This is a genomic window from Salinisphaera sp. Q1T1-3 (genome assembly GCF_003602005.1).
Lineage (GTDB): Bacteria > Pseudomonadota > Gammaproteobacteria > Nevskiales > Salinisphaeraceae > Salinisphaera.
The window spans coordinates 117631-141779 of record NZ_QZWD01000003.1; the positions used below are offsets into that span (position 1 = coordinate 117631).

At 65.1% G+C, this 24149-nt stretch carries 19 protein-coding genes; 4 read left to right on the forward strand and 15 right to left on the reverse strand.

The annotated features are described in order from the left end of the window. Positions 1-616 precede the first annotated feature (616 nt). Positions 617-1216 (reverse strand): TetR family transcriptional regulator, encoded by a 600-nt coding sequence (locus D3260_RS04330; RefSeq protein ID WP_233543956.1) that lies wholly within the window; start codon positions 1214-1216, stop codon positions 617-619. Between the two features lie 352 nt (positions 1217-1568). On the opposite strand from D3260_RS04330, the gene D3260_RS04335 reads away from it, so the two are divergent. Together D3260_RS04335 and D3260_RS04340 are read left to right on the forward strand one after the other, a co-directional pair. Next, positions 1569-1859: a hypothetical protein gene (locus D3260_RS04335; protein WP_120097348.1), complete on the forward strand. Its 291-nt coding sequence runs from the start codon at positions 1569-1571 to the stop codon at positions 1857-1859. Between the two features lie 132 nt (positions 1860-1991). Continuing rightward, on the forward strand, positions 1992-5417 hold the full coding sequence (locus tag D3260_RS04340; RefSeq protein WP_158583389.1) for a mechanosensitive ion channel domain-containing protein: 3426 nt from the start codon (positions 1992-1994) through the stop codon (positions 5415-5417). Positions 5418-5421: 4 nt separating this feature from the next. On the opposite strand, the gene D3260_RS04345 is transcribed toward D3260_RS04340, so the two are convergent. From D3260_RS04345 to D3260_RS04395, 11 genes are all read right to left on the reverse strand, one after another. Beyond that, a complete protein-coding gene (locus D3260_RS04345; RefSeq protein ID WP_120097350.1) occupies positions 5422-7035 on the reverse strand; it encodes a glucan biosynthesis protein in 1614 nt (537 codons plus the stop codon). A gap of 21 nt (positions 7036-7056) precedes the next feature. After that, entirely contained in the window at positions 7057-7932 is an 876-nt protein-coding gene (gene rpoH / locus D3260_RS04350) for an RNA polymerase sigma factor RpoH (protein ID WP_370456278.1), read from the reverse strand. 202 nt (positions 7933-8134) lie between these two features. Beyond that, positions 8135-9115 (reverse strand): permease-like cell division protein FtsX, encoded by a 981-nt coding sequence (ftsX, locus tag D3260_RS04355; protein WP_120097351.1) that lies wholly within the window; start codon positions 9113-9115, stop codon positions 8135-8137. Positions 9116-9118: 3 nt separating this feature from the next. Further along, complete coding sequence (gene ftsE / locus D3260_RS04360; RefSeq protein WP_120097352.1) at positions 9119-9784, reverse strand: cell division ATP-binding protein FtsE; 666 nt, start codon at positions 9782-9784, stop codon at positions 9119-9121. Positions 9785-9871: 87 nt separating this feature from the next. Continuing rightward, on the reverse strand, positions 9872-10831 hold the full coding sequence (gene ftsY / locus D3260_RS04365) for a signal recognition particle-docking protein FtsY (RefSeq protein WP_233543957.1): 960 nt from the start codon (positions 10829-10831) through the stop codon (positions 9872-9874). A gap of 38 nt (positions 10832-10869) precedes the next feature. Then, positions 10870-12912, reverse strand: a complete 2043-nt coding sequence (locus D3260_RS04370; protein ID WP_120097354.1) for a VTT domain-containing protein — start codon at positions 12910-12912, stop codon at positions 10870-10872. Between the two features lie 65 nt (positions 12913-12977). Then, positions 12978-14297, reverse strand: coding sequence for a glutamate-1-semialdehyde 2,1-aminomutase (hemL, locus tag D3260_RS04375; protein ID WP_120097355.1), 1320 nt, complete (start codon positions 14295-14297; stop codon positions 12978-12980). A gap of 475 nt (positions 14298-14772) precedes the next feature. Further along, entirely contained in the window at positions 14773-15399 is a 627-nt protein-coding gene (thiE, locus tag D3260_RS04380; RefSeq protein ID WP_120097356.1) for a thiamine phosphate synthase, read from the reverse strand. Further along, positions 15396-16169, reverse strand: a complete 774-nt coding sequence (locus D3260_RS04385) for a hydroxymethylpyrimidine/phosphomethylpyrimidine kinase (RefSeq protein WP_120097357.1) — start codon at positions 16167-16169, stop codon at positions 15396-15398. Before D3260_RS04385 ends, thiE begins: the two co-directional genes overlap by 4 nt. 568 nt (positions 16170-16737) lie before the next feature. Continuing rightward, entirely contained in the window at positions 16738-17502 is a 765-nt protein-coding gene (locus D3260_RS04390; protein WP_158583390.1) for a metallophosphoesterase, read from the reverse strand. Between the two features lie 100 nt (positions 17503-17602). Continuing rightward, positions 17603-18565 (reverse strand): D-2-hydroxyacid dehydrogenase, encoded by a 963-nt coding sequence (locus D3260_RS04395; RefSeq protein ID WP_120097359.1) that lies wholly within the window; start codon positions 18563-18565, stop codon positions 17603-17605. A 146-nt stretch (positions 18566-18711) separates the two neighbouring features. Here D3260_RS04395 and D3260_RS04400 point away from each other — a divergent pair, with 146 nt between their 5' ends. After that, positions 18712-19200 carry a MarR family winged helix-turn-helix transcriptional regulator gene (locus tag D3260_RS04400; RefSeq protein ID WP_120097360.1) on the forward strand — a complete coding sequence of 163 codons (489 nt, stop codon included), beginning with the start codon at positions 18712-18714 and terminating at the stop codon, positions 19198-19200. Between the two features lie 324 nt (positions 19201-19524). On the opposite strand, the gene metF is transcribed toward D3260_RS04400, so the two are convergent. The 3 genes from metF to metK all read right to left on the reverse strand — a co-directional run bounded on the left by metF (position 19525) and on the right by metK (position 23167). After that, complete coding sequence (gene metF / locus D3260_RS04405; protein WP_120097361.1) at positions 19525-20394, reverse strand: methylenetetrahydrofolate reductase [NAD(P)H]; 870 nt, start codon at positions 20392-20394, stop codon at positions 19525-19527. Between the two features lie 97 nt (positions 20395-20491). Continuing rightward, the gene (gene ahcY / locus D3260_RS04410) at positions 20492-21913 is read right to left on the reverse strand and encodes an adenosylhomocysteinase (protein WP_120097362.1); all 1422 of its coding nucleotides are present in this window, start codon (positions 21911-21913) and stop codon (positions 20492-20494) included. A gap of 78 nt (positions 21914-21991) precedes the next feature. After that, positions 21992-23167: a methionine adenosyltransferase gene (gene metK, locus D3260_RS04415; RefSeq protein ID WP_120097363.1), complete on the reverse strand. Its 1176-nt coding sequence runs from the start codon at positions 23165-23167 to the stop codon at positions 21992-21994. 304 nt (positions 23168-23471) lie between these two features. On the opposite strand from metK, the gene D3260_RS04420 reads away from it, so the two are divergent. After that, the gene (locus D3260_RS04420; protein ID WP_120097364.1) at positions 23472-24035 is read left to right on the forward strand and encodes a thioredoxin family protein; all 564 of its coding nucleotides are present in this window, start codon (positions 23472-23474) and stop codon (positions 24033-24035) included. The last annotated feature ends 114 nt before the right edge of the window (positions 24036-24149 follow it).

Genomic DNA, 24149 nt, shown 5'->3' on the forward strand with positions numbered 1-24149 from the left:
CGCAACCTGGCCGCAAGCGGTTCATTTCCGCGCATTGGGCGTGACGACACGCCCGAAACACGACCGGCGGCGCGAGCGACGATGTCGTTTGCGTTCTAGGGCGTGTTGAGGTTTCGTTCGAGCGCCTTTTCGTCGAGAGACCACAGTGTGTCCGGCAAGGCGCGAGTCGCCGATCGCGGCGTGCCACGATCCAGACTCGCAACGCCGCATGGCCGGTTTTTTGGGGTGCCACCCAACGGGACGACGGTCATTTTTTGTGCAATCCGGCGTTGTCGTTCGCGACGCCGGAATGACGGCCGTACGCGCCCGATGCCTTGTCTTGCAAGAAAATGAGCGCCGGCGCGGCGCACGTGGGACGTGTTATTGACCCGGGATAAAAATAGATGATTTTTCGGGTTGATGACGCGCGTGTGCGACAGCGCGCGCGCCACGGCCAACGGCCGTGAAGCCATTGAAAATAAAAAGACGGACAAGTGCCGGCGTTTCTTTCGATGGCGTTGAAAACAGCTGACGTCGTCAGCTGTTTGGGTGCCGGATTAATAACAGGCCCTAACAGGCCCTGTGTGCTGACGGCACCGCAGCGTCTTGTCGGATGCCAAGATGCATCAATCCGGGGTCAGTCGCCCGGGGCGGCATCGTCGTCCGGCTGGCTCTGCCAGCGGCCGACGCCGAGAAAGATCAGTCGCAGCTGTTTTTCGGCGCGCAGCATGAGAGCTGCGTTCTCGGCAGCGTCGGGGTCGACGTCCAGGATGCGTTCCGACAGGGCGATGATGGCGTTGACCACCAGGCCGGCGATCATCTGCAGATCCTCGTCGGTGATGCTGCCGAACGTATCGAAATGGCCGAAGTCGCGGGCGAGCTCGATGACCAGGCTGTCGATTTCGGCATCGATCGCGCGCCGGATGGGAACGGTCCCGGCGAAACGCTCCTTGACGAGGAACTGGAACAATAGCCGTCGGTCACGCACGTGATAGGCAAAAAGAGATACCGCGTAACGTGTCATGCCCTTGAGCGGCAGCGAGGGCAGGTCGGCATCGCGGAGCAGGGTGCGGAGCTCGGCGAATGTATCCTCGACGAGCGTCAGCCCGAGCGCGTCCATGTCGGCGAAATGACGATAGAACGCGGTGGGGACCACGCCGGCCTCACGCGCGACCTGGCGCAGCGACAGCGCAGAGAAATTCGCTTCACGGGCCACCAGCGACAGGGCAGCCTGCATGAGCGCTGCACGTGCTTCTCCGCGGCGGGGGCTCGGGCGACGAGGCGTTGAGGCGGCACCGGGCATGTTGGGTCGATCAGCGGCTGCGGTTGAAACGGAGGCGGGTGAGGCCACCCGCGGGACATTGTAAGCCCTTGGCGATATTTTCTCGCCGGACGATGACGAACGGCAGCGTTGGCGATCCAGGGCCGGCTCCTGCTTGCCGTCGGCACAGGTCCGTCATGCCGGTGTACCCGGGCGCCCCGGACTCGGGGTGGCAAGCCGCGGGCAGGTGTTGTGCCGGCGTTGCCGGGCTGCGCCAAAGAGCCTAAGCTCAAGACAGGAATTTCTTTGCAGCGTTCGGCGCGCCACCATGCTCAGGCTGCTTGAAACAATCAAGGATTCAACCGAAGCCGCCGTTGATTCGGCCACGGTACATCTGGAGAACAGCCATCGACTGGTGGGTGGGTATATCGCGCGCCAGGCGCGGCGCATCACGTCGTTGCGCGACCGGTCATCGGGCACGGGTGAGCGCGTGACCGGGCCGAGCATCTACGACGTCATGCGCGGTGTGAACCGTGAATTCGGCGCGTTCGGTACCGATGTGTTCGAGATCATCGACGATGCGCGTGCGCGCCGTCTCGCCGAGCGGGATCGTTCGTGATCGGCGATCTCTCGTAAGCTGGCGTGTACGGCTTGCCGTTGCATAATTAGGCTTTTGCAGCCGATGAGAGTGGCGCCGGTGGCCCCGTCTGTTCCGTGTCGATCCCTGCGCTGTCAGGCGGCGCTCGTCCTTGTGGCATGTCTGCTGGCGATGTTGTCGTCAGCGGTTGCCACGGCGGCGCCGTCGAGTGCGTCCTCGAATCTGGACAGCGCGTCGCAGATCAACCACGTCAAGAACGAGATCGAGACGCTCAAGTCGCGCAAGGATCTGGACGAGGCCACCCAATCCCACGCACTCGACACCTACCAGAAGACGCTGTCGGCGTTGGAGGCCGCCCAGGCTGATCGGCGCCAGACCGATGCGTTGCGCAAGGCGGCCGACAACGCGCCGAGCGAGATCGATGCCACGCAGGGCCAGTTGCGCAATCTCGACCAGCCGCCGTCGCTGGAGGCCCTGTCATCGATGCCGCTGGAGCGGCTGTCCAAGCGTGCTGATGACATCCGCAGCCAGTTGACCGATGCCCAGGCCCGCCTGTCGGACCTGCGCGACAAGCTCACGCGGATCGCCCAGCAGCCGGAACAGCTGCGTCAGGCTCTGGCCGAGGCACGCAGCAAGCTGCAGTCTCTGGCCAACGACAACGCCAGCGACATCGGTAACACCAACAGTATTCGCAGTCAGGCGCAGAGTGCGCTCGCCTCGGCCCGGCGCGAAGCACTCAACGCCGAAATCGAGCGGCTTCAGCAGGCGCTTTCCGGTCTGGACGCCCGTGAACGTCTGCTCGAGGCCCAGCGCTCGCTGGCCGAGGCCCAGGTCGCGCGGCTCAATGAAGCGCTGGCCACGGCACAGACCGCGCTTTCGCGCGAGCAATCGGCCTCTGCACAGTCGCTTCAAAGCGCCAGTGAAGACAAGCTCAGTGAGCTGCGCACGGCCCTGGCTCCGATCAGCCAGGCGGCACAGAAGAACGTCGAGCTGACGCACCAGCTCGCCGAGTTCACACAGAACACGGAAGCGCTCTCGCAGCGCCAGTCCGATCAGCGCGCCCAAGTCGACAATCTAGAGCGTCGACTCAATCTGGTTCAGCGTCAGCTCGAGATCGGCGGCGGTTCGGTAGCCCTGGGCGATGTGCTTCGCAACCAGCGTCGTCGGCTTGCCAGTCCGTCGCTGTCGTTTCTGTCCAGCAATACACTGTCCGGCCTGCCGGATGTCTCGAGCGCCGAGCTCGATCGTTTCCAGTTGCAGCAGGATCGCACGGAGCTCGACAATCCTGATCGGTTGGCCGATCGCATGGCCGATCAGGCCGGTGTCACGCTCACGGCCGGACAGCGCGAGTCCCTGGTCAATCTATTGCAGCAACGGCGCGCGATCGTCGATCAGCTCATCGATGCCGAGGGCCGCTACGTCGACATCGGGCGCGAGCTGAAAGCGCTGTCGCAGCAGTACAATGACACCCTCACTTCGTTCAACCGGCTGTTGGACGAGCGCCTGTTCTGGCTGCCGTCGTTCCGGGGTATCTGGCTTGACTGGCCGATGCGGATGGTGGCGGATCTGCCGTGGCTGATCGACCCGCGATCCTGGCGGTCGGCACTCATGGCCTTCGTCTCCGGGGTGACGGCTCGGCCGTTCATCGCCGGGTTGTCGGCGTTCTTCATCACCATACTGATCGCACTCCGTCGCCCGATGCGCCGGCAGATGCGCCGGCTCGGCGAGCCGGTCGGCAACGTCAGCCGGGATACGATCTGGTTGACGTTGCGGGTGGCGGTGATCACGGTGATGCTGTCGCTGCCGTCGATCGTACTGCCGTTGATCATCGGTTATCTGACCGGGCATGCGCCGGGGGCGACCCGTTTCGCGCGCGCGGTGGCGGCTGGCATCTTTCAGCTCGGCATGCTGTGGCTGTTCATCGAGCCATTCGCCACGATCTGTCGGCCCTACGGGTTGGCCGATCGGCACTTCCGCTGGCCGGCCAGCGCGCGCCGGGGGCTGCATCGCAATCTGCGGTGGCTGCTGTTCGCGCTGATTATCCCGATCATGGTCATCTCCATGACCGAGGTCTTCGACGACGACGCGAAGCGCGAGACGCTCGGCCGCGCGGCCTTCATGCTCGGCGAGGTGTCGATCGCCATCTTCGCCTGGCGCGTTCTGCATCCGGTAACCGGGGCGTTGGCCGATGTCATGACCGAAGACGATGGCGGTCACTGGCGTCTCGGCTATCTCTGGCTACCGGTAGCCACGGCGGTCCCGTTGGCGTTGTCCGGTCTGGCGGCGATGGGGTATTACTACACCGCGCTGCAGCTACAGACGCGCTTCTTCTATTCGTCGGCACTGCTGGGCGGTGCGGTCATCTTCTACAGTCTGATCGTGCGCTGGCTGACCGTCGCCGAGCGTCGGCTGGCGCTGGCGCGGGCGCTACGGCGCCGTGAGGAGGCACGCGAAGCGCGGGCCTCGCGCGAGGCCGCGGCGGTCTCCGGCGACAGCGCGCCGGAAAATCTCGAAGCCCTCGAGATCGATCTCGTGCAGATCAGCGAGCAGACCCGTGGACTGATCAAGGTGGTGATCACCCTGGTGATCGGTGCCGGGCTCTGGTTCGTTTGGTCGGGCACGCTGCCGGCGCTGCAGCTTCTGGATAACATCACCCTGTGGCAGCACACCAGTCGGGTCGACGGCCAGACCACGGTGACCAACGTCACCCTCGGGGCATTGCTGCTTTCGGTGGCCGTGGGTGTTGTCACGGCCCTGGCGGGGCGCAACCTGCCGGGCTTTCTCGAAATCACGGTGTTGCGCCGTTTTTCGATGGACGCCGGCAGCCGCTATGCCATGGCCACGCTGTTCCAGTACGCCATCGTCATTCTGGGGCTGTTGGTCGCGGTCAATCTGATCGGGCTGAAATGGTCCTCGATCCAGTGGCTGGTCGCGGCCATCGGTGTCGGTCTGGGTTTCGGTCTCCAGCAGATCTTCGCCAATTTCATTTCCGGCATCCTGATTCTGTTCGAGCGACCGGTGCGCGTCGGCGATACCGTGACGGTGGGTACGCTGACCGGCACGGTGTCGCGTATCCGGATCCGGGCGACGACGATCACGGACTGGGACAACAAGGAAGTGGTGATCCCGAACCAGACGTTCATCACCGAAACCGTGATCAACTGGACGCTGACCGACGACATCACGCGTTTGATCCTGCGTTTCTGCGTGGCCCTGGATTCCGACGGCGATCTCGTCGAACGGCTCATCAACGAGGCGATCGACGCCGAACCGGTCGCGCTGGAAACGCCTGCCCCCTCGGTTTTCATGGTGGGCTACGACGACAGCGCGATCATCTACGAAGCCCGCGTGTTCTATCACGATCTGTACAACCTGCTGCCGCTACAGCACGCCCTCTATCGTCGTGTCCATGGCGCTTTCAAGGCCAACGGCATCCGGATCGTCTACCCGCAGCACGATCTGCATCTGCGCTCTGTGGATCAATCGGTGGGCAGCGTGTTTTCACATCGCGATGCGCACGACAACGATGACGAGGCTCGAGGGCAGCCCGATACGCCGCCCGGCCTGCCGTCGAGCTGATTGATCAGCCGGCGCGTGCGGGCGCCGGCAGGGGCTGCGGATAATAGCTGTAGACCCAGCGCTCGGACAGGGCCGTATCGCCGCGCCGAATGCGACAGCGCAGCACGACCGGCGTATCAGCGGCTGCCGGCGTCGGCCCGCGCCAGCCGAAGAAGACGCGCCATACCGGGCCGTCATTCTCGACGGTCTTGATGTACGGGTTGCTGATGTGTCCCGTGCTGGCGTCGATCTCCAGACTGACGTGCTTGTCGGGCTTGTCGCCGTTGACCGGCCCGCCTGTGAAGTCGATCACGAATTCCCGATTCTGCGGCACGTAACCCGGCTTGCCGGGCACGCCGATCCGGCCGGTGCGCGTGGCGACCACCCGGGCCAGATGCCGGGCGAACGTCGGCGATGTCGTCCAGGTGAGGCGATAATCGAAAGCCCAGTGACGGCCGGCGCGGGCCGCTACCTGCGGGATCCAGAACGCGTTGACGTTATCGCTGTATTCAACGTTGGTCGGCCATTCATACAGGGCGATTTGGCCGTCGCCCCAGTCGCCGCGCGGGGTGATCCAGGCGTCGGGACGGCGCTCGAAGGCCACGGCCGGGTCGAGATAATGCGCGGCGCGTCGGTCGCGTTGCAGCAATCCGAAGCCGCGGGGGCTCGGCGTCTGAAAAAGACTGGTATCGGGCCGGGGCGGGTTGTTCAAGGCACGCCACAGCCGCTCGCCGTCGCGGGTCTCGATGACCAGACCGTCGCTGTCATGGACCTCCGGGCGCCAGTCCTGGCCGAAACGACCGTTCGTTTCGGAAAACCAGAACATGCTGGTCAGCGGGGCAATGCCCAGCCGTGCGATGTCGGCCCGCTGGAAAAGCCGGGTCTCGATATCCATGACCACATCGCCAGGGTGCGTGCATCGCATGCGATAGGCGCCGGTCACGGTCGGCCCGTCGAGCAGGGCATGAATCGTGATGTGTGTGTCGTTAAGGGCCGGCTTTTCGATCCAGAAACGGGTGAACGCGGGGAAGGACTCCTGATCGGCCAGGCCGGTGTCCACGGCCAGACCACGGGCCGACAGACCGTACTGATCGCGTGATCCCGGGCTACGGAAATAGCTTGCCCCCTTGAAGGCCAGCCATTCGTGATCATCGGTACGTCGGTCGCGCAGCCGAAAACCGGCGTAGCCGAGATCATTTGGCAGCGCGGTGCCACCGTCGCTGTCCGGCAACGTGAACGCGGCCGGATCATAGGGCAGTCGGCGAACGATGCCGTCCTCGACGAGATTGATTTCGACCGGCGTGTCCGCGCCGGCGTCCACGGGCAAGAGTTCGAGCGTGAATGGCGATTCGGCGTTCTGCCAACGTCGGCCGGCGTCGGTGGTGCGGATGCGGCGCGATGTGTCGTAGTTCAGCGCGGCAAGCTGTTTGCTGTCGGGCGCCGGCGGTGCTGTGTAGGGTTGGGCAGCCTGTCGGCGAGCGAGCGCAACGAGCGCTTCGAAAGAGAACGGTTGGCCGTCAGCCCACGGTGCGCCGGCGTCGGTGGCGAAGGCACGGGGCGAGGCGACCAGCGACGAAAGAAAGCCGGCGCCCGCCCATGCCGCACAGGACAGGAGTAGACGCCGGCGGGTCGGCATCATCGGAATGCGATGCCGGGGCGGTCAGGCTGCCATGGCGCCGCGCAGTTTCTTGATTGCAGCAACCTCGAGCTGGCGGATGCGCTCGGCGGACACACCATATTTGTCCCCGAGCTCCTGCAGGCCAATCTTGCCTTCCTCTCGCAGCCAACGGGACTCCAGAATATCCCGGCTTCGATCGTCGAGTGACGTCATTGCACGGCCCAGATTGTCGTGCTGATAACTCTGCCAGTTATCGTTCTCGATATCGTTGGCCGGATCGTCGCCTTCGCCGGAGGACAGATAGTCCTCGGGTGCGTAGGCGCTTTCCTCGTCCGAGGTCGGCAGTGCGTTGAACGATTGGTCGCCGCCGGAAAGACGACGCTCCATCTGCAGTACCGTCTCCGGTTTGACGCCGAGATCGCCGGCAACCGTCTCGACTTCGGCATGGTTCATCCAGCCGAGCCGTTTCTTCGAGCTGCGCAGGTTGAAGAACAGTTTGCGCTGTGCCTTGGTGGTCGCCACCTTGACGATGCGCCAGTTGCGCAGGATGTACTCATGAATCTCGGCACGAATCCAGTGCACGGCGAACGAGATCAGCCGTACGCCGACGTCCGGGTCGAACCGTTTGACGGCCTTCATGAGGCCGATGTTGCCTTCCTGCACGAGATCGGCCAGCGGCAGCCCGTAGCCGGAGTAGCCGCGTGCTACGTGCACGACGAAGCGCAGGTTCGAGAGAATGAGCTTCTGGGCAGCCTGGATATCGCCTTCGTCGCGCAGCCGGCGTGCCAGCTGCTGTTCGTCGTCCTGTTCCAAGACAGGAATGTTGGAAACAGCCTGAAGATAGGATTCGATGCTGGCCGACGACAGGGTCGGCAGGTTCATGTTCGTCGTGGTCGGAACAGTCACTTCACTGGCCATTTGCTAGCCTCCATTGGGCCACTGGCGTATGAACGCATTTTAGCAAAATACGCCCGTCACGGCAGTGTGCACGGTCTGCGGGATAGACAACGCCCGTGATCGCGAAGTTCCCGCGAGCGCGACTGCCCTCGTGCCTTTAAAGAATCGTTGCCCGATTGATAACTCGGTGCGACTGGCGCCCGGCTGAACGGCCCGGTGTCATTCACCCTGGTTCGATGGCGGCGAGCTGTCGATTGACCGTGATCGCGCAGCCCACCCAGCCGAGCAGGATCCCGATCAGCACCACGAGCCCGATGCCCGACAGGCCGAGTCCTTCCAGTGCCAGCGCACCGTTATACGACGAGACCAGCGTGGCCAGCGGGCCGCCGAGGGCGATGTAGCAGCCGCCGAGAACGACCAGGGCAACCACGGCGCCGAGCAGGCCGTACCACAGCCCGCTATAGAGAAACGGGCGACGGATGAAGGCATCGGGGGCGCCGAGCAGTTTCATCACCTCGATTTCCTGGCGTCGATTCTCGATGTCCAGGCGAATCGTGTTGCCCACGATGAAGACCACGGCAGCCGACAGCAGCAGCCCGATGACCCAGCTGGCCCGCGAGATCAGATCGAGGATCGCGCTCAAGCGTCGTAGCCAGGCCTGGTCGAGCTGGGCCTTGGCCACATGATCGGTGTCGGCGAGCCGGTCGACCAGCTCGCCCACCGCGGCTGGCGGCATCGCGGCTCGCGGTGTGACCTGGATCACGCCCGGCAGCGGGTTGTGGCCGAGCGCATCGAGGGCATCGCCGAAGCCACTCGCCTTCTTGAACTCGGCCAGCCCCTGTTCGGCGGAGATGAAGTGCGTATTGTCGATATCGGCATCGTCGCGTAACCGCTGGGCCAGCGACGCGCCCTGGTCGGCCGACAGATCGGTGTTCAGATAGACCGAGATCTGTACCGATTCGTGCCAGTTCGTCGCCAGATGGTCCATGTTCTTGACCAGAATATACAGCCCGGTGGGCAGCGCGAGCGCAATGCCGATGACCAGCACGGTGAGCAGACTGGCGACCCAGCGTCGATGCAGACGGCCGAGGCTTTCCAGCAGACAGCGGGCGTGCGAGCCGGCCCAGCCGCTGGCGGCTTCGGAAAGCGAGGACTGCGAGGCCTGCTTGGGCGATGAAGCCCGGCGGGGGGAAGCGTCTGCCATCGGTCAGTGCGTCTCCAGGTGGCCGTGGTCGAGCATGATGCGTCGATAGCCCATCTGCTGGACGAGATCGATGTCGTGCGTGGCGATCATCACGCTCGTGCCGGTTTCGTTGAGCCGTGTGAACAGCCGCATGATGTCGGCCGACAGATCCGGATCCAGGTTGCCGGTCGGCTCGTCCGCCAGCAATAGATAGGGGCGATTGACCACCGCCCGGGCGATGCCGACGCGCTGCTGTTCCCCGCCCGAAAGTGTGATCGGGAATTTCTTCTCGTGGGCGAGCAGGCCCACGGTATCGAGTGCGGCCCGCACGCGCCGCGTGATGTCCCGATGTGCCAGGCCGCGTATCACGAGCGGCAGGGCAACGTTGTCGAAGACCGTGCGGTCGAACAAGAGATTGTAATTCTGGAAGATCAACCCGACCCGCTGTCGATAGCGCGGCACCTGGCGACGATGCACCCGGGCCAGATCGATCCCGTTGATCACCACCCGGCCGCGGGTCGGGCGTTCGATGAGGCCGATCAGCTTCATGAGCGTCGATTTGCCGGCGCCGGAGTGGCCGGTCAGAAACGCCATCTCACCGCGCGCGAGCGTCAGCGAGACCCGGTCGAGGGCGAGCTTGCCGCCGGGATAGCGTTTGACCACGTTGTCGAAGGCCACGATATCGGTCATCGGAAACCTTTAAGGCGCTGCACGGGCGGTTTCATCGAATCGTCCGCGAGCCGGGGCGCGAGCGCAAGGCCGGGATCGCGGCGCGGCTCAGCTCTTGTTGAACAGGGCATCCATGAAATTGTCGGCCTCGAACACGCCCAGATCATCGGCGGTCTCGCCCACGCCGATGAAGCGTAGCGGCAGTCCGAGCTTCTGACAGATCGCGAACACGATGCCGCCGGACGCGCTGCCGTCGAGCTTGGTCACCGTGATCCCGGTCAACCCGATCGCATCGTTGAAGGCTACGGCCTGTTGCAGCGCGTTGCCGCCGGTGGTGGCATCGACGACCAGCATGATTTCGTGCGGGGCCGTCTCGTCCTGCTTGCCCATGACGCGCTTGATCTTCTTCAGCTCCTCCATGAGATGCCCCTGCGTATGCAGTCGGCCGGCGGTATCGGCGATCAGGACATCGATGCCGCGGGCCTTGGCACGCGAATAGGCATCATAGACCACCGATGCCGAATCCGCGCCGCTGCCCTGGGAGACGACCGGTACATCGTTGCGATCGCCCCAGCCGATGAGCTGTTCGACCGCCGCGGCACGGAAGGTGTCACCCGCGGCAAGCATCACGGAGAGCTTGGAGTCCTGGAGCTTCTTGGCCAGCTTGCCGATCGTCGTGGTCTTGCCGACGCCGTTCACGCCGACCATGAGAATCACGTATGGGCGGGTGTCGTCGGGAATCTCCAGCGGCTGCTCGCAGGGGGCGAGCACGTTACCCAGATGTTCGCGCAGCGCCTTGCCCAGATCCTTGGAACTGCGCAGCCGGCCGCCGTCGAACAGCGTCTGCAGGCGGTTCATCACCTGACTGGTGGCATCGACGCCGACGTCGGCCAGCAACAGACGCGTCTCGAGCTCATCGAGCGCGTCCTGGTCGACGGTCTCGCCGGGCAAGAGGTTGCGCAGGTCATAGGTCAGCCAGGAATCGCCCTTGTTGAGGCTGGCCCGCATCCGGGTGAGAAAGCCCGGCTGCTTGAGTTTGGTTGTCTTGCGTTTTTCTGGGTTGGCCATGGCGATCGAAGACGACGGGAAATGGAGACGCGCCGTGCTCAGCGCGGCGCTACTTTAGCATCGCTGGAAAGCGGCGCTGCCCAGAACAGCAACGGAGGCCGGCCTTGCCCGGCCGGCCAGAGATGGGCGATATCGTGGCCGGCGAGGCTGCGCGCGAGATAGTCCGCGGCCTGACTGTAGCCGGCGGTATCGCGGGCGGTGGTGACCAGACGCAGCTCGTGATCGACGCGCTGGGCATCGACGATCCCGATCCAGACCGGGCTGTCGTGCGGCCCGGTGACCGTGGTGGTCGGCCACAGGCGCACGACCCAGCGTCGCCCCGTACCGGCCACGGCATGCACGCGCACGATACCGGCCATACGCCCGTCGTGGATACGCGGCCAGACTGCGAGTCGGTCGATCGGCGTATCCGGTGCCAGGCTCGTCAGCGCCTGGGCGAAACCCAGGCCGGGCGGTTCCTGCCAGCCGGCGACGGTCAGCGCATCGACCAGTGCATCGTGATCGCCGGCGGCCTGGATATTGATGGGCGCGCCGTCGCGCCCGCGCAGGGTCTGGATCCGGACCGGTAGATCGCGATAGCCGTCGGTCCGCCAGTCGGCGATGTGGCGCGTGTCGGCGGCCTGGGCCGCCAGCCCGGGCACGCGTCGCATGGCACTGCCGGGCCAGAGCGCCATGATCGCGGCGGCGATGAAAAACACACCGGCCATGCCGGCCAGCGGGCCGCTGCGAACCTTTCTCGGGTGCTGACGGCGATAGCCGAGTGTCAGCAGGTTGATCCAGACGAAGGCCACGCCGAGGCCGATCAGGCTGTCACTGGCCCAGTCGAGACCGAGATACAGCCGGGCCAGGGCAATCATCACGATCGCGGCCACGGTGCCGGAATAGACATACGGCCGTCGATATTCCGGCTGCCCGGCACCGGCAATCATGCCGGTCAGACCGTAGACGGTGGCGGCCAGGATCAGATCCTGGCCACCGCCGGCCAGCGAGACCGGGTCTGCGGCGATGCCATGAAAGAAGATCGCCGGCGGCGAGATCGCCAACAGCCAGCGCAACAGCAGCGTGGCCGAGGCCGAGAACAACAGGGCGACGGCCCAGTGCGTGGCTGCGCGCCAGTTGCCGAGCCCGACCAGCAGCCCGCCCATGATCGCCGCGAAGGGCAGATACACGATCGGCGAGCCCAGCTCGGCCAGGACGCGGGCAATCTGATCGGTCGGCTGATTGTGCAGTCCGCCGACGAGGTAGAAGACCACGGCATCGAACGTGGTCGGATACCGGGCCGGCCCCAGCCCCCAGAGGGCGAGATAGATCGCGCCGGTGATCAGCATGAGCAGCGTGGCGGCCACGGCGAGCGCGGGAATCTCGGGCTGGCGCGGATCGGCCAGGCCCGGGCCGAGCAGCCCGAGCCGTCGATGACGCGCGCTCCAGGCCATCAGGGCATCGGCGTAGCGCCGTCCTGCCGACCGCCCGGCCACCAGGGCGAAGCGCGCCAGCGAGGTGAGAACCCAGACCACGGCAGCGGCCCCGATCAGCAGGATGGCCAGACGCGTGGCAACCTGGGCGGCGAGATCGAGCGAGGCCCCGAAGACCACGCCGGGCCCGATATAGATCGGTGCCCAGACCGCGGTCGCGATGACGTCCATGATCACGAAACGGGGTATCGAGAGGCCGGCGGCTCCGGCGATGGTCGGCATGACCGGTCGCAGGGCGCCGATCAGCCGGCCGAGCACGATGCCCTTGCCGCCGTGGCGGGCGAAAAACGCCTCGCCGCGCGCCACTCCGCCCGGTACCCGGGCCAGGCCCGGCAATTCCGAAAGCCGGCCCATGTAACGCCGGCCGAGGGCATAACTGGTCGAATCGCCGATCAACGTCCCCAGGATCGCGGCCGCGAAGACAGCGGTGCCCGACAGGGCATCGGTGCCGACCAGTGCCCCGAAGGCGAACATGAAGATCGCCCCCGGTATCAGAAGACCGAACAGAAAGATCGATTCGGCGACCGCGATCGCGAACACCACCGCGATCGCCGGGCCGGGATGGGCACCGACCCAGGCCAGGATATCGGCGATCAGGGCATGAGCCACGACAGGTCAGCGATGACTGGCGTCATTGGAGGCAGGCGATCGGTCCGGCATGTGCGACGGTCGACTCAGTCGCCAGCGGCGGCGGCCGCGAATGCCTTGTCGGCCGCCGCCAGCGTGGCCTCGATCGCCTCGTCGTCGTGGGCGCGAGAGACGAAAGCCGCCTCGAAGGCCGCCGGGGCCAGATACACGCCGTTGTCGAGCATGCCGTGGAAGAAACGCGAGAACGCATCGAGATCGCAGGCCGCGGCCTCGTCGAAACGTGTGACGGCCTCGCTTTCGGTGAAGAACATGCCGAACATCGCGCCGGCAGCCTGGGTCATGAATGGCACGCCGTGATGGTCCGCCCGGGCCTTGAGTTCGCGTCGCAGCGTCTCGACGCGGGGCGCGATCTGCTCGTGCACGCTGCCATCGCGGATCTGCTCCAGCGTGGCGATGCCGGCTGCCATACCCAGGGGGTGCCCCGAGAGCGTGCCGGCCTGATACACGGGACCGGTCGGGGCGAGTGTCTCCATCACGGCTTTCGAGGCGCCGACCGCGCCGACCGGCATGCCGCCGCCCACGATCTTGCCGAGCGCGGTCACGTCCGGGGTGACGCCGAAGTGCGCCTGGGCACAGCCGGGGTGAACCCGGAAGCCGGTCATCACCTCGTCGAAGACCAGAAGTGCCCCGTGTTTCGTGCACTGATCGCGCAGGCCCTCGAGAAAACCGGGCACCGGGGGGATGCAGTTCATGTTGCCCGCCACCGGCTCGACCATCACGCAGGCGATATCGTCCCCGTGCTGGGCGAAAGCCTCCTCGACCGAGGCCAGATCGTTGTAGGTGGCGACCAGCGTGTCGGCGACCACCGATTCCGGGACGCCGGGCGAGCCCGGGATGCCGAGCGTGAGCGCGCCGGAGCCGGCGTTGACGAGCAGGGCATCGACATGGCCGTGATAATTGCCGGCGAACTTGAGGATCTTCTTGCGCCCCGTGTACCCACGGGCCAGCCGCACGGCGGTCATGGCGGCCTCGGTGCCGGAATTGACCATACGCACCGACTCGATCGAGTCGACCATGTCGGTGATCAGTTCGGCGAGCTGGACCTCGAGGCCGGTGGGGGCGCCGAAGGACAGGCCCTTGGCGGCCTGGTTCTGGACCGCCTCGACCACCTGCGCATCGGCGTGGCCGAGGATCATCGGGCCGAACGAGCCGACGTAATCGACATAGCGGTTGCCATCGACATCGGTGATCCAGGCGCCCTTGGCGTGATCGATGAACACCGGGGCGCCGCCGCCGACACCGTTGAAGGCACGGGCCGGCGAGTTCACGCCACCCGGCGTGAAACGCTGTGCGCGCTCGAACCATTGCTGGGACTGGGGGCCGGGGCGGGCGTGCGATGCGGCCATCGAGAGCTCCTCAAAAACGTGTCACGGCCATTCTAGGGCGTGTTGAGGTTTCGTTCGAGCGCCGCGTTGGCGCCACAAATCGTGTCCGGCAAGGCGCGAGTCGCCGTATCGTGGCGTGCCACGATCAAGGCTCGCAACGCCGCAGGGCGCCCATCGTCGATTTTTCATGGGCGGCCCAACCCGAAAGGACAAGTGACCCAAAATCAAAAACACGACGGCAATACAGCGTTCTAGCACGCTGGCGCAGAATGACACGCTATGCGTGCTACGCCTCGTCTTGCCGCCCATCGTCAATTTCAGAGCGCGCTTGGCGCGGACTCGCACGAAACACGAACAGGCCCCGGAGCCTGTTCGTGTTTCGTACGAGTCTGTCGTCACTGTCTCGGCGTCGGCCATCCCGGGGTGCCGGTCGGCCCGAATCTACCGTTTGCCGGGCGGCCGGTCGAGACGACGTGGCCGCGCGACGCCAGTCGGGTCATGTGTCTGGTTCGACCGCGGGGAACAGGCGACCAAGCGCGCTCGCGGCCGTGCCCGGGGCCTCGGCATGAAACAGCGCGCCGGAAACGGCGATCAGATCGGCGCCGGCGGCGATCAAGGTACCGGCATTGGCCGCGGTGATGCCGCCGATCGCCACGACCGGGGCGCCGAGACGTCGGGCCGCGCCGAGTACCGCCGGGTCGGCGCCCGGGGCGTCCGGTTTGGTCTGTGAGGTGAAAAAACGGCCGAAGCTGACGTGATCGGCGCCGGCCGCCAGGGCGGCTTCGGCACGCGGGATCCGGTCCTGACAGCTCACTCCGATACGCGCATCCGGCCCCAGCGCCCGTCGGGCCGCGGTCGGGTCGCCGTCGCTCTGACCGAGATGGACGCCGTCGGCGCCGATGTCTGCGGCGAGACGCCAGTCGTCGTTGACGATGAAAAGCGCGCCGTGCGCCCGGCAGAGCGACTGCAGTGAGGCGATCAAAGCCCGATCGGGGGCCTGTTCGCGCTTGTCCCGATACTGCAGCCAGACCACACCGGCGGCCAGGATGTCGTTCACGTGGTCCAGCCGATCGTCGGGCAGGCTGGCCCGGTCGTAGATGGCATACACGCCGCGCGTGTTCATCGCGCGTACCGGCTCGGAATCGCCTGACCCTGTCCGGCGGCGAAGGCCGAGGACAACATGTTCCAGGTGCGATGCTGGGCTTCGATCACGGCGTCCTCGAGTGACCGGCCGCCGGCGAGCAGGCCCGCCAGCGTGGCGGCGAGCGTACAGCCGGAGCCGTGGAACGTGCCCGGCAGCCGAGGCCAGTCGTAGGCCCTGAGCCGGCCGTTCCGACCGTAGAGCTGATTGTGGACATGCGTGTCTTCGGTTTCGTCGCCGCCGGTGATCAGCACATGACCGCCATGGCGCGTCAGTCGGGCACCGCAGGCAGCGATATCCGTCTCGCCGTCACACAGCGTCTGCGCCTCGCGGACATTGGGCGTGCTGATCGTCGCGCGGGGCAGCAGATCATCGACCATCGCAGCAGCGACGCTGTCGGCGGCCAGACGGCCGCCGCCAGCCGCCACGAGCACCGGGTCGACGACGAGAGGGATCTCCGGCAGCGCTTCGGCCACGGCCGCGACCCGCCGGACCTGGGTGACATCGGCCAGTACCCCGGTCTTGATCGCGGCAAAGGTCATGTCGTCGAGCAGGCGCGTCAGGCAGTCATCGAAGAACGCCTCGTCGGTCGGCATGACCGCATGTACGTTGACGGTGTCCTGACACGTGAGGGCTGTGACCACGGTTGCGGGATGGGCACCGCAGGCGCCGATGGCCTCGATGTCCGCCTGGATACCGGCGCCACCGCTCGGGTCGTGCCCGGCGATGACCAGAACGTTGGGTCTCGACATATGATGATTCTAACGTGTTGATTCATGGCCGTGACGGCTTCGTGCCAGGGCCTGGGTTATGCACAAAGCCGGTGCGCTGAATTTCGGGCGGTCTAAATTTTTTCGCGCCCATTGACAGAGACCACCGAAACTGTCGCAACCTCTTGATCCGCCAATCCTGTGTCGTATTGGTTACAAATTCGCCGCTTTGTGCAAATGCCTGAGTTGGCGCGGAGGATTGCCTGTCAACCGGCGCGTTTCCACAGAGTTATCCACAGCGTTTGTGAATCACGACGCTTTCGCGTTTGGCGTCAGGATTTTAGCGAGATTCGGGCAGCGCCGACCGATCCGGACCGGCGATATGCACTAATTGTCAATCCATTGTCGATCCGCAAACAGTCTGATAGTTCATCGTCCTGTCTGTTAAACGATTGATAAACGATTGATCCGGCGGGTCATCGGACGACCGTTCGATGATTGCGTCAAGCGCCGGCCGGCCCGATGCCCTCAAACCGGTCGCGGCATCGTGGCCGGTGGTTCCTGTGCTCGTATCCGGGGGGCTTGGCCCAAGAGATTTCGACGCGCCTGATCAGGGGGCGAGGCGAGCCGTGTCGAGTCGATGAACACGGGTCTCGATCTCGCCGTTCGGGCCGAGTCGCAGATGACGATAGCCCGGATTCCGGCTGGGGTCTTCGGCAAAGTCGGGACTGCCGGGCCGGAACTGTCGCATCGTCGAAGGCGTGGTCCAGACCGGGCAGGCGCCAAGAGCCGTCGTGCTGTCCTGATGGACATGGCCGGCCAGAATGCCGCGCACGTGATCGTGCCGGCCCAGCACGTCGGCCAGGTCGGCGGCATCGGTCAGACCCATGGCATCGATCCAGGGCGTGCCGACCGCGACCGGCGGGTGATGGACGACCGCGAGCGTCGGTGTCGCGTCCGCGCCCAGCGTGGCGTCGAGCGCGCTGAGCGCGGCGGTTCCGAGCCGACCGTGGGCGGCTCCGAGCACATGGCTATTCAAGCCCATGAGCCGCCAGCCGGGCAGCGCGAGCGTGTCGTGCACAACGCAATGTGACAGACAGTCCGCCATCGTCTGCGGCGCATCGTGGTTGCCGGCCACTGCCAGCACCGGGCGATGCCAGGCCGCGACGTAGGCATCGAGCCAGCGATAACCTGCAGCACTTTCGTCGTCGACGAGGTCGCCGCCGAGCACCACGGCATCGGCGGCGGGGTGGTCGGCCAGGGCTTGGCGACACACGGCGTCGAACCGCGCGGCCACATCGTGGCCGGCAAGCCGGGCACCGGGTGTGTGCAACAGATGACAATCGGTGATGTGCAGGATCTCGATCGCGGCCATCATCTTCGCCGGCCGTGGCTCGATGGACCGAACGTGTGGCCCGGTCTTCGAGGTGTCGATCGGCGCGGGCGCCTTGCAGGATGCCGGTACCGTGGCTGCATCATGGCGCGCGATTCACTCGGCCGCTGTCGTCGCCACGGCGAAAGGCTTCGATGTTCGCGGCGACGCCGTCGATCATGCGTTGTCGTGCCGATCGCGAGGCCCAGGCGACGTGCGGCGTGACGATCAGATTGTCCAGTGCCGCATCGAGCAGGGGATGGCCGTCTCGCGGCGGCTCGGTATCCAGCACGTCGACGGCGGCGCCGGCGATCGTCCCGGCACGCAGTGCGTCGATCAGTGCATGGCTGTCCACGACCGGTCCACGGGCGGTGTTGATCAGATACGCGGTTGGCTTCATGCGTTCGAGCGTCGTCGCATTGATCAGGTGTCGAGTCGCATCGGTCAACGGGCAGTGCAGGGATAGATAATCGGCCCGGGCGATCGCGTCATCGAAAGCGAGTCGGCCGGACCGGATCGTCTGGGCATCCGGGCGCTCGGCAACGCATACGGTCATGTCGAATGCCTCGGCGAGCCGGCCCACGGCCGCGCCGAGTTCCCCGTGGCCAACAATGACGAGTGTCTTGCCGGCCAGTTCCTCGATCGGGTGATCGAGCCGACAGAAGAACTCGGATCGTTGCCAGGCACCGTCGGCGACATCACGCGCATAGCTGGACCAGCGCGTGGCGAAGGCCAGCATCAGTGCCAGCACATGCTGGGAGACAGCCGGTGTACCGTAACCGGTCACGTTGATGACCGGGATGCCGCGCTCGGTGGCGGCTGCCAGGTCCACGTTGTTGACCCCGGTGGCCGCCACGCAGATCAGCTTGAGCGCGGGGGCGGCCTGGATGGTGTCGCGATCCAGCACGACCTTGTTGGTCACCACGACGTCGGCTTCGATCAGGCGGGCATCGCATTCGGCCGGGGCCGTATTGTGGTGCCAGGTCCAGCTGTCGAGCGCCGCGGTGAGACGGGACCAGTCCAGGGCATCGCCGGTCGATCCGGCATCGAGAAAAACGCCATGCATCACGTGAAAGGTCCCAATCGGCTGAACGGTTGGCCATGGTACCCCGTACGACCAATGTGTTCCGCAATGCCGGGTTCAGTTCCGGTATGCTGGAATCTTGTCCACTTGAATTTGACTGAATCCCACTTTTCAGGAACAGCCAGACGATGCAACGTCGTAGTGAGCAACAGGATCCGTCCCTGGGCAACCATCTGCCGAGCACCTGCCCGTCGGTGGAAGCCCTTGAATATGAACTCGCGTTTCTCGTGCGTCGGCTCGAGGCAGCGCGCCGTCGCTTCCACTACGGACTGGAGCGGGCACATTATCTGTTGCTGATCCTGCTGGAGCGAAACGACCGGCAATCGGTCGGCGCGCTCGCCGAGCAGGTCAATCTCGATGCGTCGACCGTCACCCGCCAGGTGGCGGCAATGAAAAGTGCCGGGCTGGTCGACAAGCATGACAACCCGGATGATCGCCGGGGCGGTTTCGTCACGATCACCGAAGCCGGCCGGGATGCGGCCGTCGAGGTGCGCGAGCGCCGCCTGGACCGGATCGAGCAGGCCTTCTCCAGCTGGAGTGACGAGGATCGACGGGTCTATGCCCGTCTCATGGCGCGTCATAACGATGCGCTGCGAGACATGCTCAACGAAGATTGAGGGCGGCCGGCAGCGTCTGGCGTTCGCCAGCGTGTGATTACGCCACGTTGCTGCCGCCGCGATATCCGATCGGGTTGAGAAAGAGGGCGGCAGGCGGCGTGGCGAGGTAGCGGGTCGCTTGCCGGCGTCTCTTGTTATCGCGACCAAGGCGTGAATGGATGGCCGCGGTTCGCGCGCCCGATCCGCGAGACCGGTGGCTCCTGTGGCGTGGCCAGCCAGCTGCCATGGCGCAGGTCGGCCGACTCGAGCAGCTTCAATTCACCGAGCGGACAGAGCCCGGCGCATGGCCGGGTTGTCATCGTTTCTTGTCTTGCCGAGGCGCCTTCAGGCGGCCTTGTTGTCGGTGCCTGGCAGTTTGAGATCGTGCCATAGCGTGGCTGTCGGCTCGGCCTTGTTGAGTGCGTAGAAGTGCAGGCCGGGGGCGCCACCGGCCAGGAGCTGTTCGCACAGGTTGTAGACGAGTTCCCGGCCGAAGGCACGGACCGAAGCCGTGTCGTCGCCGTAGCCTTCCATCTTCTGACGGACCCAGCGCGGGATATCGGCCCCGCACATGGCCGAGAAGCGCGAAATCTGGCCGAAGTCATTGATTGGCATGATGCCGGGCACGATCGGTACGTCGATGCCGCGGGCGGCGACCTCGTCCACGAAATTGAAGTACGCGTCGGCGTTGTAGAAATACTGCGTGATCGCCGAGTCGGCGCCGGCTCGGACCTTGCGCACGAAGTTGTCGATATCGGTCTCGGGTGAGGCGGCAGCCGGATGAAATTCCGGATAGGCGCCCACTTCGAGATGGAAATCGTCGCCGTGGCGTTCCTTGATGAACGACACCAGTTCGTTGGCGTGATTGAACACGCCCGGTTTTTCCATGCCCTCGGGCAGGTCGCCCCGCAACGCGACGATGCGCGAGACGCCGGCGGCCTTGTAATTGTCGAGCAACTCCTCGATGGATTCCCGCGTGCCCTCGATGCAGGACAGGTGCGGCGCCGCCGGGCGGCCGGTGATATCCATCGCCAACTCGACGGTGTCGAGCGTGCCCGAGCGCGTGGTGCCGCCGGCACCGAAGGTCACCGAGAAGAACGCCGGGTTCAGACCGCCGAGTTCGGCCAGCGCGCTCTCCAGCCGTGCACGCCCCTTGGGGCCCTTCGGCGGAAAGAGCTCGATGGAGAAATCGTTGTGTGAGACATCCTCACTCATGGCATCTCCGAAAGATCGTTTGCGAATCGCATAAAAAACCCGGCCCACGCGGGCCGCGGGCCGGGCTTGCCGGACAGGGCTTTAAGCCCCGGGGCGCTTAGTAGCGGTAGTGGTTCGGCTTGTACGGGCCGTCCACCGGCACGCCCAGGTATTCGGCCTGGTCGGGGGTGAGCTTCGTCAGCTTGGCGTTGACGCGCTCCAGGTGCAGTGCCGCGACCTTCTCGTCGAGATGCTTGGGCAGCACATAGACGTCGTTGTCGTAGCGCTCGCGATGGTTCCAGAGTTCGATCTGGGCCAGCACCTGGTTGGTGAAGGAGTTGGACATCACGTAGCTCGGATGGCCCGTGGCACAACCCAGGTTCACCAGACGGCCCTCGGCCAGCAGGATGATCTTCTTGCCGTCGGGGAAGGTGATGTGGTCAACCTGCGGCTTGATCTCTTCCCAGTCGTACTGGCGCAGCGCGGCGACATCGATCTCGTTGTCGAAGTGACCGATGTTGCAGACGATCGCCTCGTTCTTCATGCGCTTCAGATGATCGTGATTGATCACATGATAGTTACCGGTGGCGGTCACGAAGATATCGGCGGACTCGACCACGCCCGGATCTTCCAGATCCACCACGCGCAGGCCTTCCATGGCTGCCTGCAGGGCGTTGATCGGGTCGATCTCGGTCACGCAGACCGTCGCGCCCAGGCCACGCAGCGACTGGACGCTGCCCTTGCCGACATCCCCGTAGCCGCAGACGATGGCGACCTTGCCGGCGACCATCACGTCGGTGGCACGCTTGATGCCGTCGACCAGCGACTCGCGACAACCGTAGAGGTTGTCGAACTTGGACTTGGTGACCGAATCGTTGACGTTGATGGCCGGGAAAGTCAGACCACCCTGCTTGGCCAGATGATAGAGCCGATGCACGCCGGTGGTCGTTTCCTCGGAAACGCCGGTGATCGATTCGCCGAGCTTCTTGTAGAAATCCGGCTGTTCGGCCAGACGCTTCTTCATGACCTTGAACAGAGCCCGCTCTTCGTCGGAGCCCGGGTTGTCGAGCAGCGACGGATCGTCGGTGGCGTTGACGCCGAAGGTGGCCAGCGTCGTGGCATCGCCGCCGTCGTCCAGGATCAGATTGGGCAGGCCGCCGTCATGCCAGTCCATGATGGCGTGCGCGTATTCCCAATATTCCTCAGCGGTTTCGCCCTTGTAGGCAAACACCGGGATCCCCTGTTCGGCGATCGCGGCGGCGGCATGATCCTGCGTGGAGAACACGTTGCAGGAGGCCCAGCGCACTTCGGCGCCGAGGGCGACGAGGGTTTCGATCAGAACCGCCGTCTGGATCGTCATGTGCAGCGAGCCGGCGATGCGCGCGCCCTTGAGCGGCTGCTGTGCGCCGTATTCCTCGCGGATCGCCACAAGACCGGGCATTTCCGTCTCGGCGATCTCGATCTCGCGCCGGCCCCACTGGGCCAGGCTGATATCGGCGATCTTGAAATCTTCGTTCATCTTCTCGGCAGGTGCACTCATGCGTTGTTTCCTGTCGTTGAAATCAGGGAAGGCGGACCGGGCCGTCGGCCCGATCCGAATCGAGGGCGGGCAGCCGGCTCAGGCCGCCTGGATACCGGCGTCGTTGGCCAGGGCATCGGCCTTGTCGGTGCGCTCCCATGGCAGGTCGATGTCTTCGCGACCGAAGTGGCCGTAGGCGGCCGTCGGCGCGTAGATCGGGCGCTGCAGGTCGAGCATCGCGAGGATGCCGTAGGGACGCAGGTCGAAATGCTCACGGATGAGGCGGGTCATCTTCTCGTCGTCGACCTTGCCGGTGCCGAAGGTCTCTACCCAGATCGACGTCGGCTCGGCCACGCCGATGGCATAGGACAGCTGCACTTCGCACTTGTCGGCGAGGCCGGCCGCGACGACGTTCTTGGCCACGTAACGCGCCGCATAGGCGGCCGAACGGTCGACCTTGGACGGGTCCTTGCCGGAGAAGGCGCCGCCGCCATGGCGTGCCATGCCGCCGTAGGTGTCGACGATGATCTTGCGACCGGTCAGACCTGCGTCGCCCAGCGGGCCACCGGTCACGAACTTGCCGGTCGGATTGATGTGGATGGTCGGATCGTCGGTCAACAGATCGCCGATCACCGGCTTGATGATCTGTTCATGCACGGCTTCGCGCAGGTCGGCCTGCGAGATGTCGGGATCGTGCTGTGTCGACAGGACGACAGCATTGATGGCCGACGGCTTGCCGTTTTCGTATTCGAAGGTGACCTGGGACTTGGCGTCCGGCCGCAGCCAGGACAGCTCGCCCGATGCGAGCAGTTCGGCCTGCTTGCGCACCAGTCGATGAGCATAGGTGATGGGTGCCGGCATGAGCACATCGGTCTCGTTGCAGGCATAACCGAACATCAGGCCCTGGTCACCGGCACCCTGTTCTTCGGGAGCCGAGCGTTCGACGCCCTGGTTGATGTCCTTGGACTGCTCGCCCAGGACGTTCATCACGGCGCAGGTGTCGGCATCGAAGCCCATCGCGGAATCGGTGTAACCGATCCGACGGATGGTATCGCGCACGATGTGCTCGACCGGCACGTTCACGTTCTTGTTCGGATCGGTCTTGATCTCGCCAAAGACCATGACCATGCCGGTCTTGGTGGCGGTTTCACAGGCGACCTTGGCCGTCGGATCCTGCGCGAGATAGGCGTCGAGAATCGCGTCCGAGACCTGGTCCGACAGCTTGTCGGGATGGCCACCGGTCACCGATTCGGAAGTAAACAGGGTACGACTCATAGTCTATATCTCTCCATCCGGATATCCGGATGGACTATACGGCATCTATCGGGGTGTTGCTACAGCAACGACGCATCCGTGTGGTCGGCCTCGCGTTCGAGCGGCATCGGGCAAGCCGGGCGTTGTGGCCGGCAGCGGCCGTGGCTTGCCGTATGTGACAGGTCGGTCATCGGTACGTTCCCCGCAGCCCCGAGCCGCTCCTGGGCCGGCGACAAACCATGACCGACCCGGCAATCAGGTCACAGCGTGCCCGGCTGAAACGGTAGACTTGTGGCATCAATCCTGTTCAGAAAAGGCACAAATCATGGCCCTGACCGATTCCACGATGATGCCGATCGGCACGCCGGCACCGGATTTCTCGTTGCCGGATGCCGTGTCCGGCAAGACCAAGCGCTTCGCGGATGTCGCCGGCGAGAACGGCACGCTCGTGATGTTCATCTGCAATCACTGTCCTTACGTGATTCATATCGCCCGCGAGCTGGCGGCCGTGGCCGCCGAGTACGATCCGAAAGGCATCGGGTTCGTCGCGATCTCCTCCAACGACGTCGACGAGCGCCCGGAAGACGGCCCGCAGCAGATGGCCGAATTCGCCGAACAGAACAATTTCATCTTTCCTTATCTCTACGATGAGAGTCAGGCCGTGGCCAAGGCCTACGACGCTGTCTGTACACCTGATTTCTTCCTGTTCGGTGCCGACGGGCGCTGTGCCTATCGCGGCCAGTTCGATGGCTCGCGTCCGAAGAACAGCGAACCGGTCACGGGGGCCGATCTGCGGGCCTCGCTGGACGCGGTGCTGGACGGGGATCTGATCCCCGAAGAGGCCCAGGTGCCGAGCCAGGGGTGCTCGATCAAATGGAAGGCGGCCTGACTGCGGCCAAGGCTCGACAGTCGGCGCCGTTCGCCGGCTGCCGGGCCCGATGGTCGCCGCACGCGAGTCGAAACGGCTTGCGCGTGTCCGGCCGGCCGGTCGTCCAAACGATGC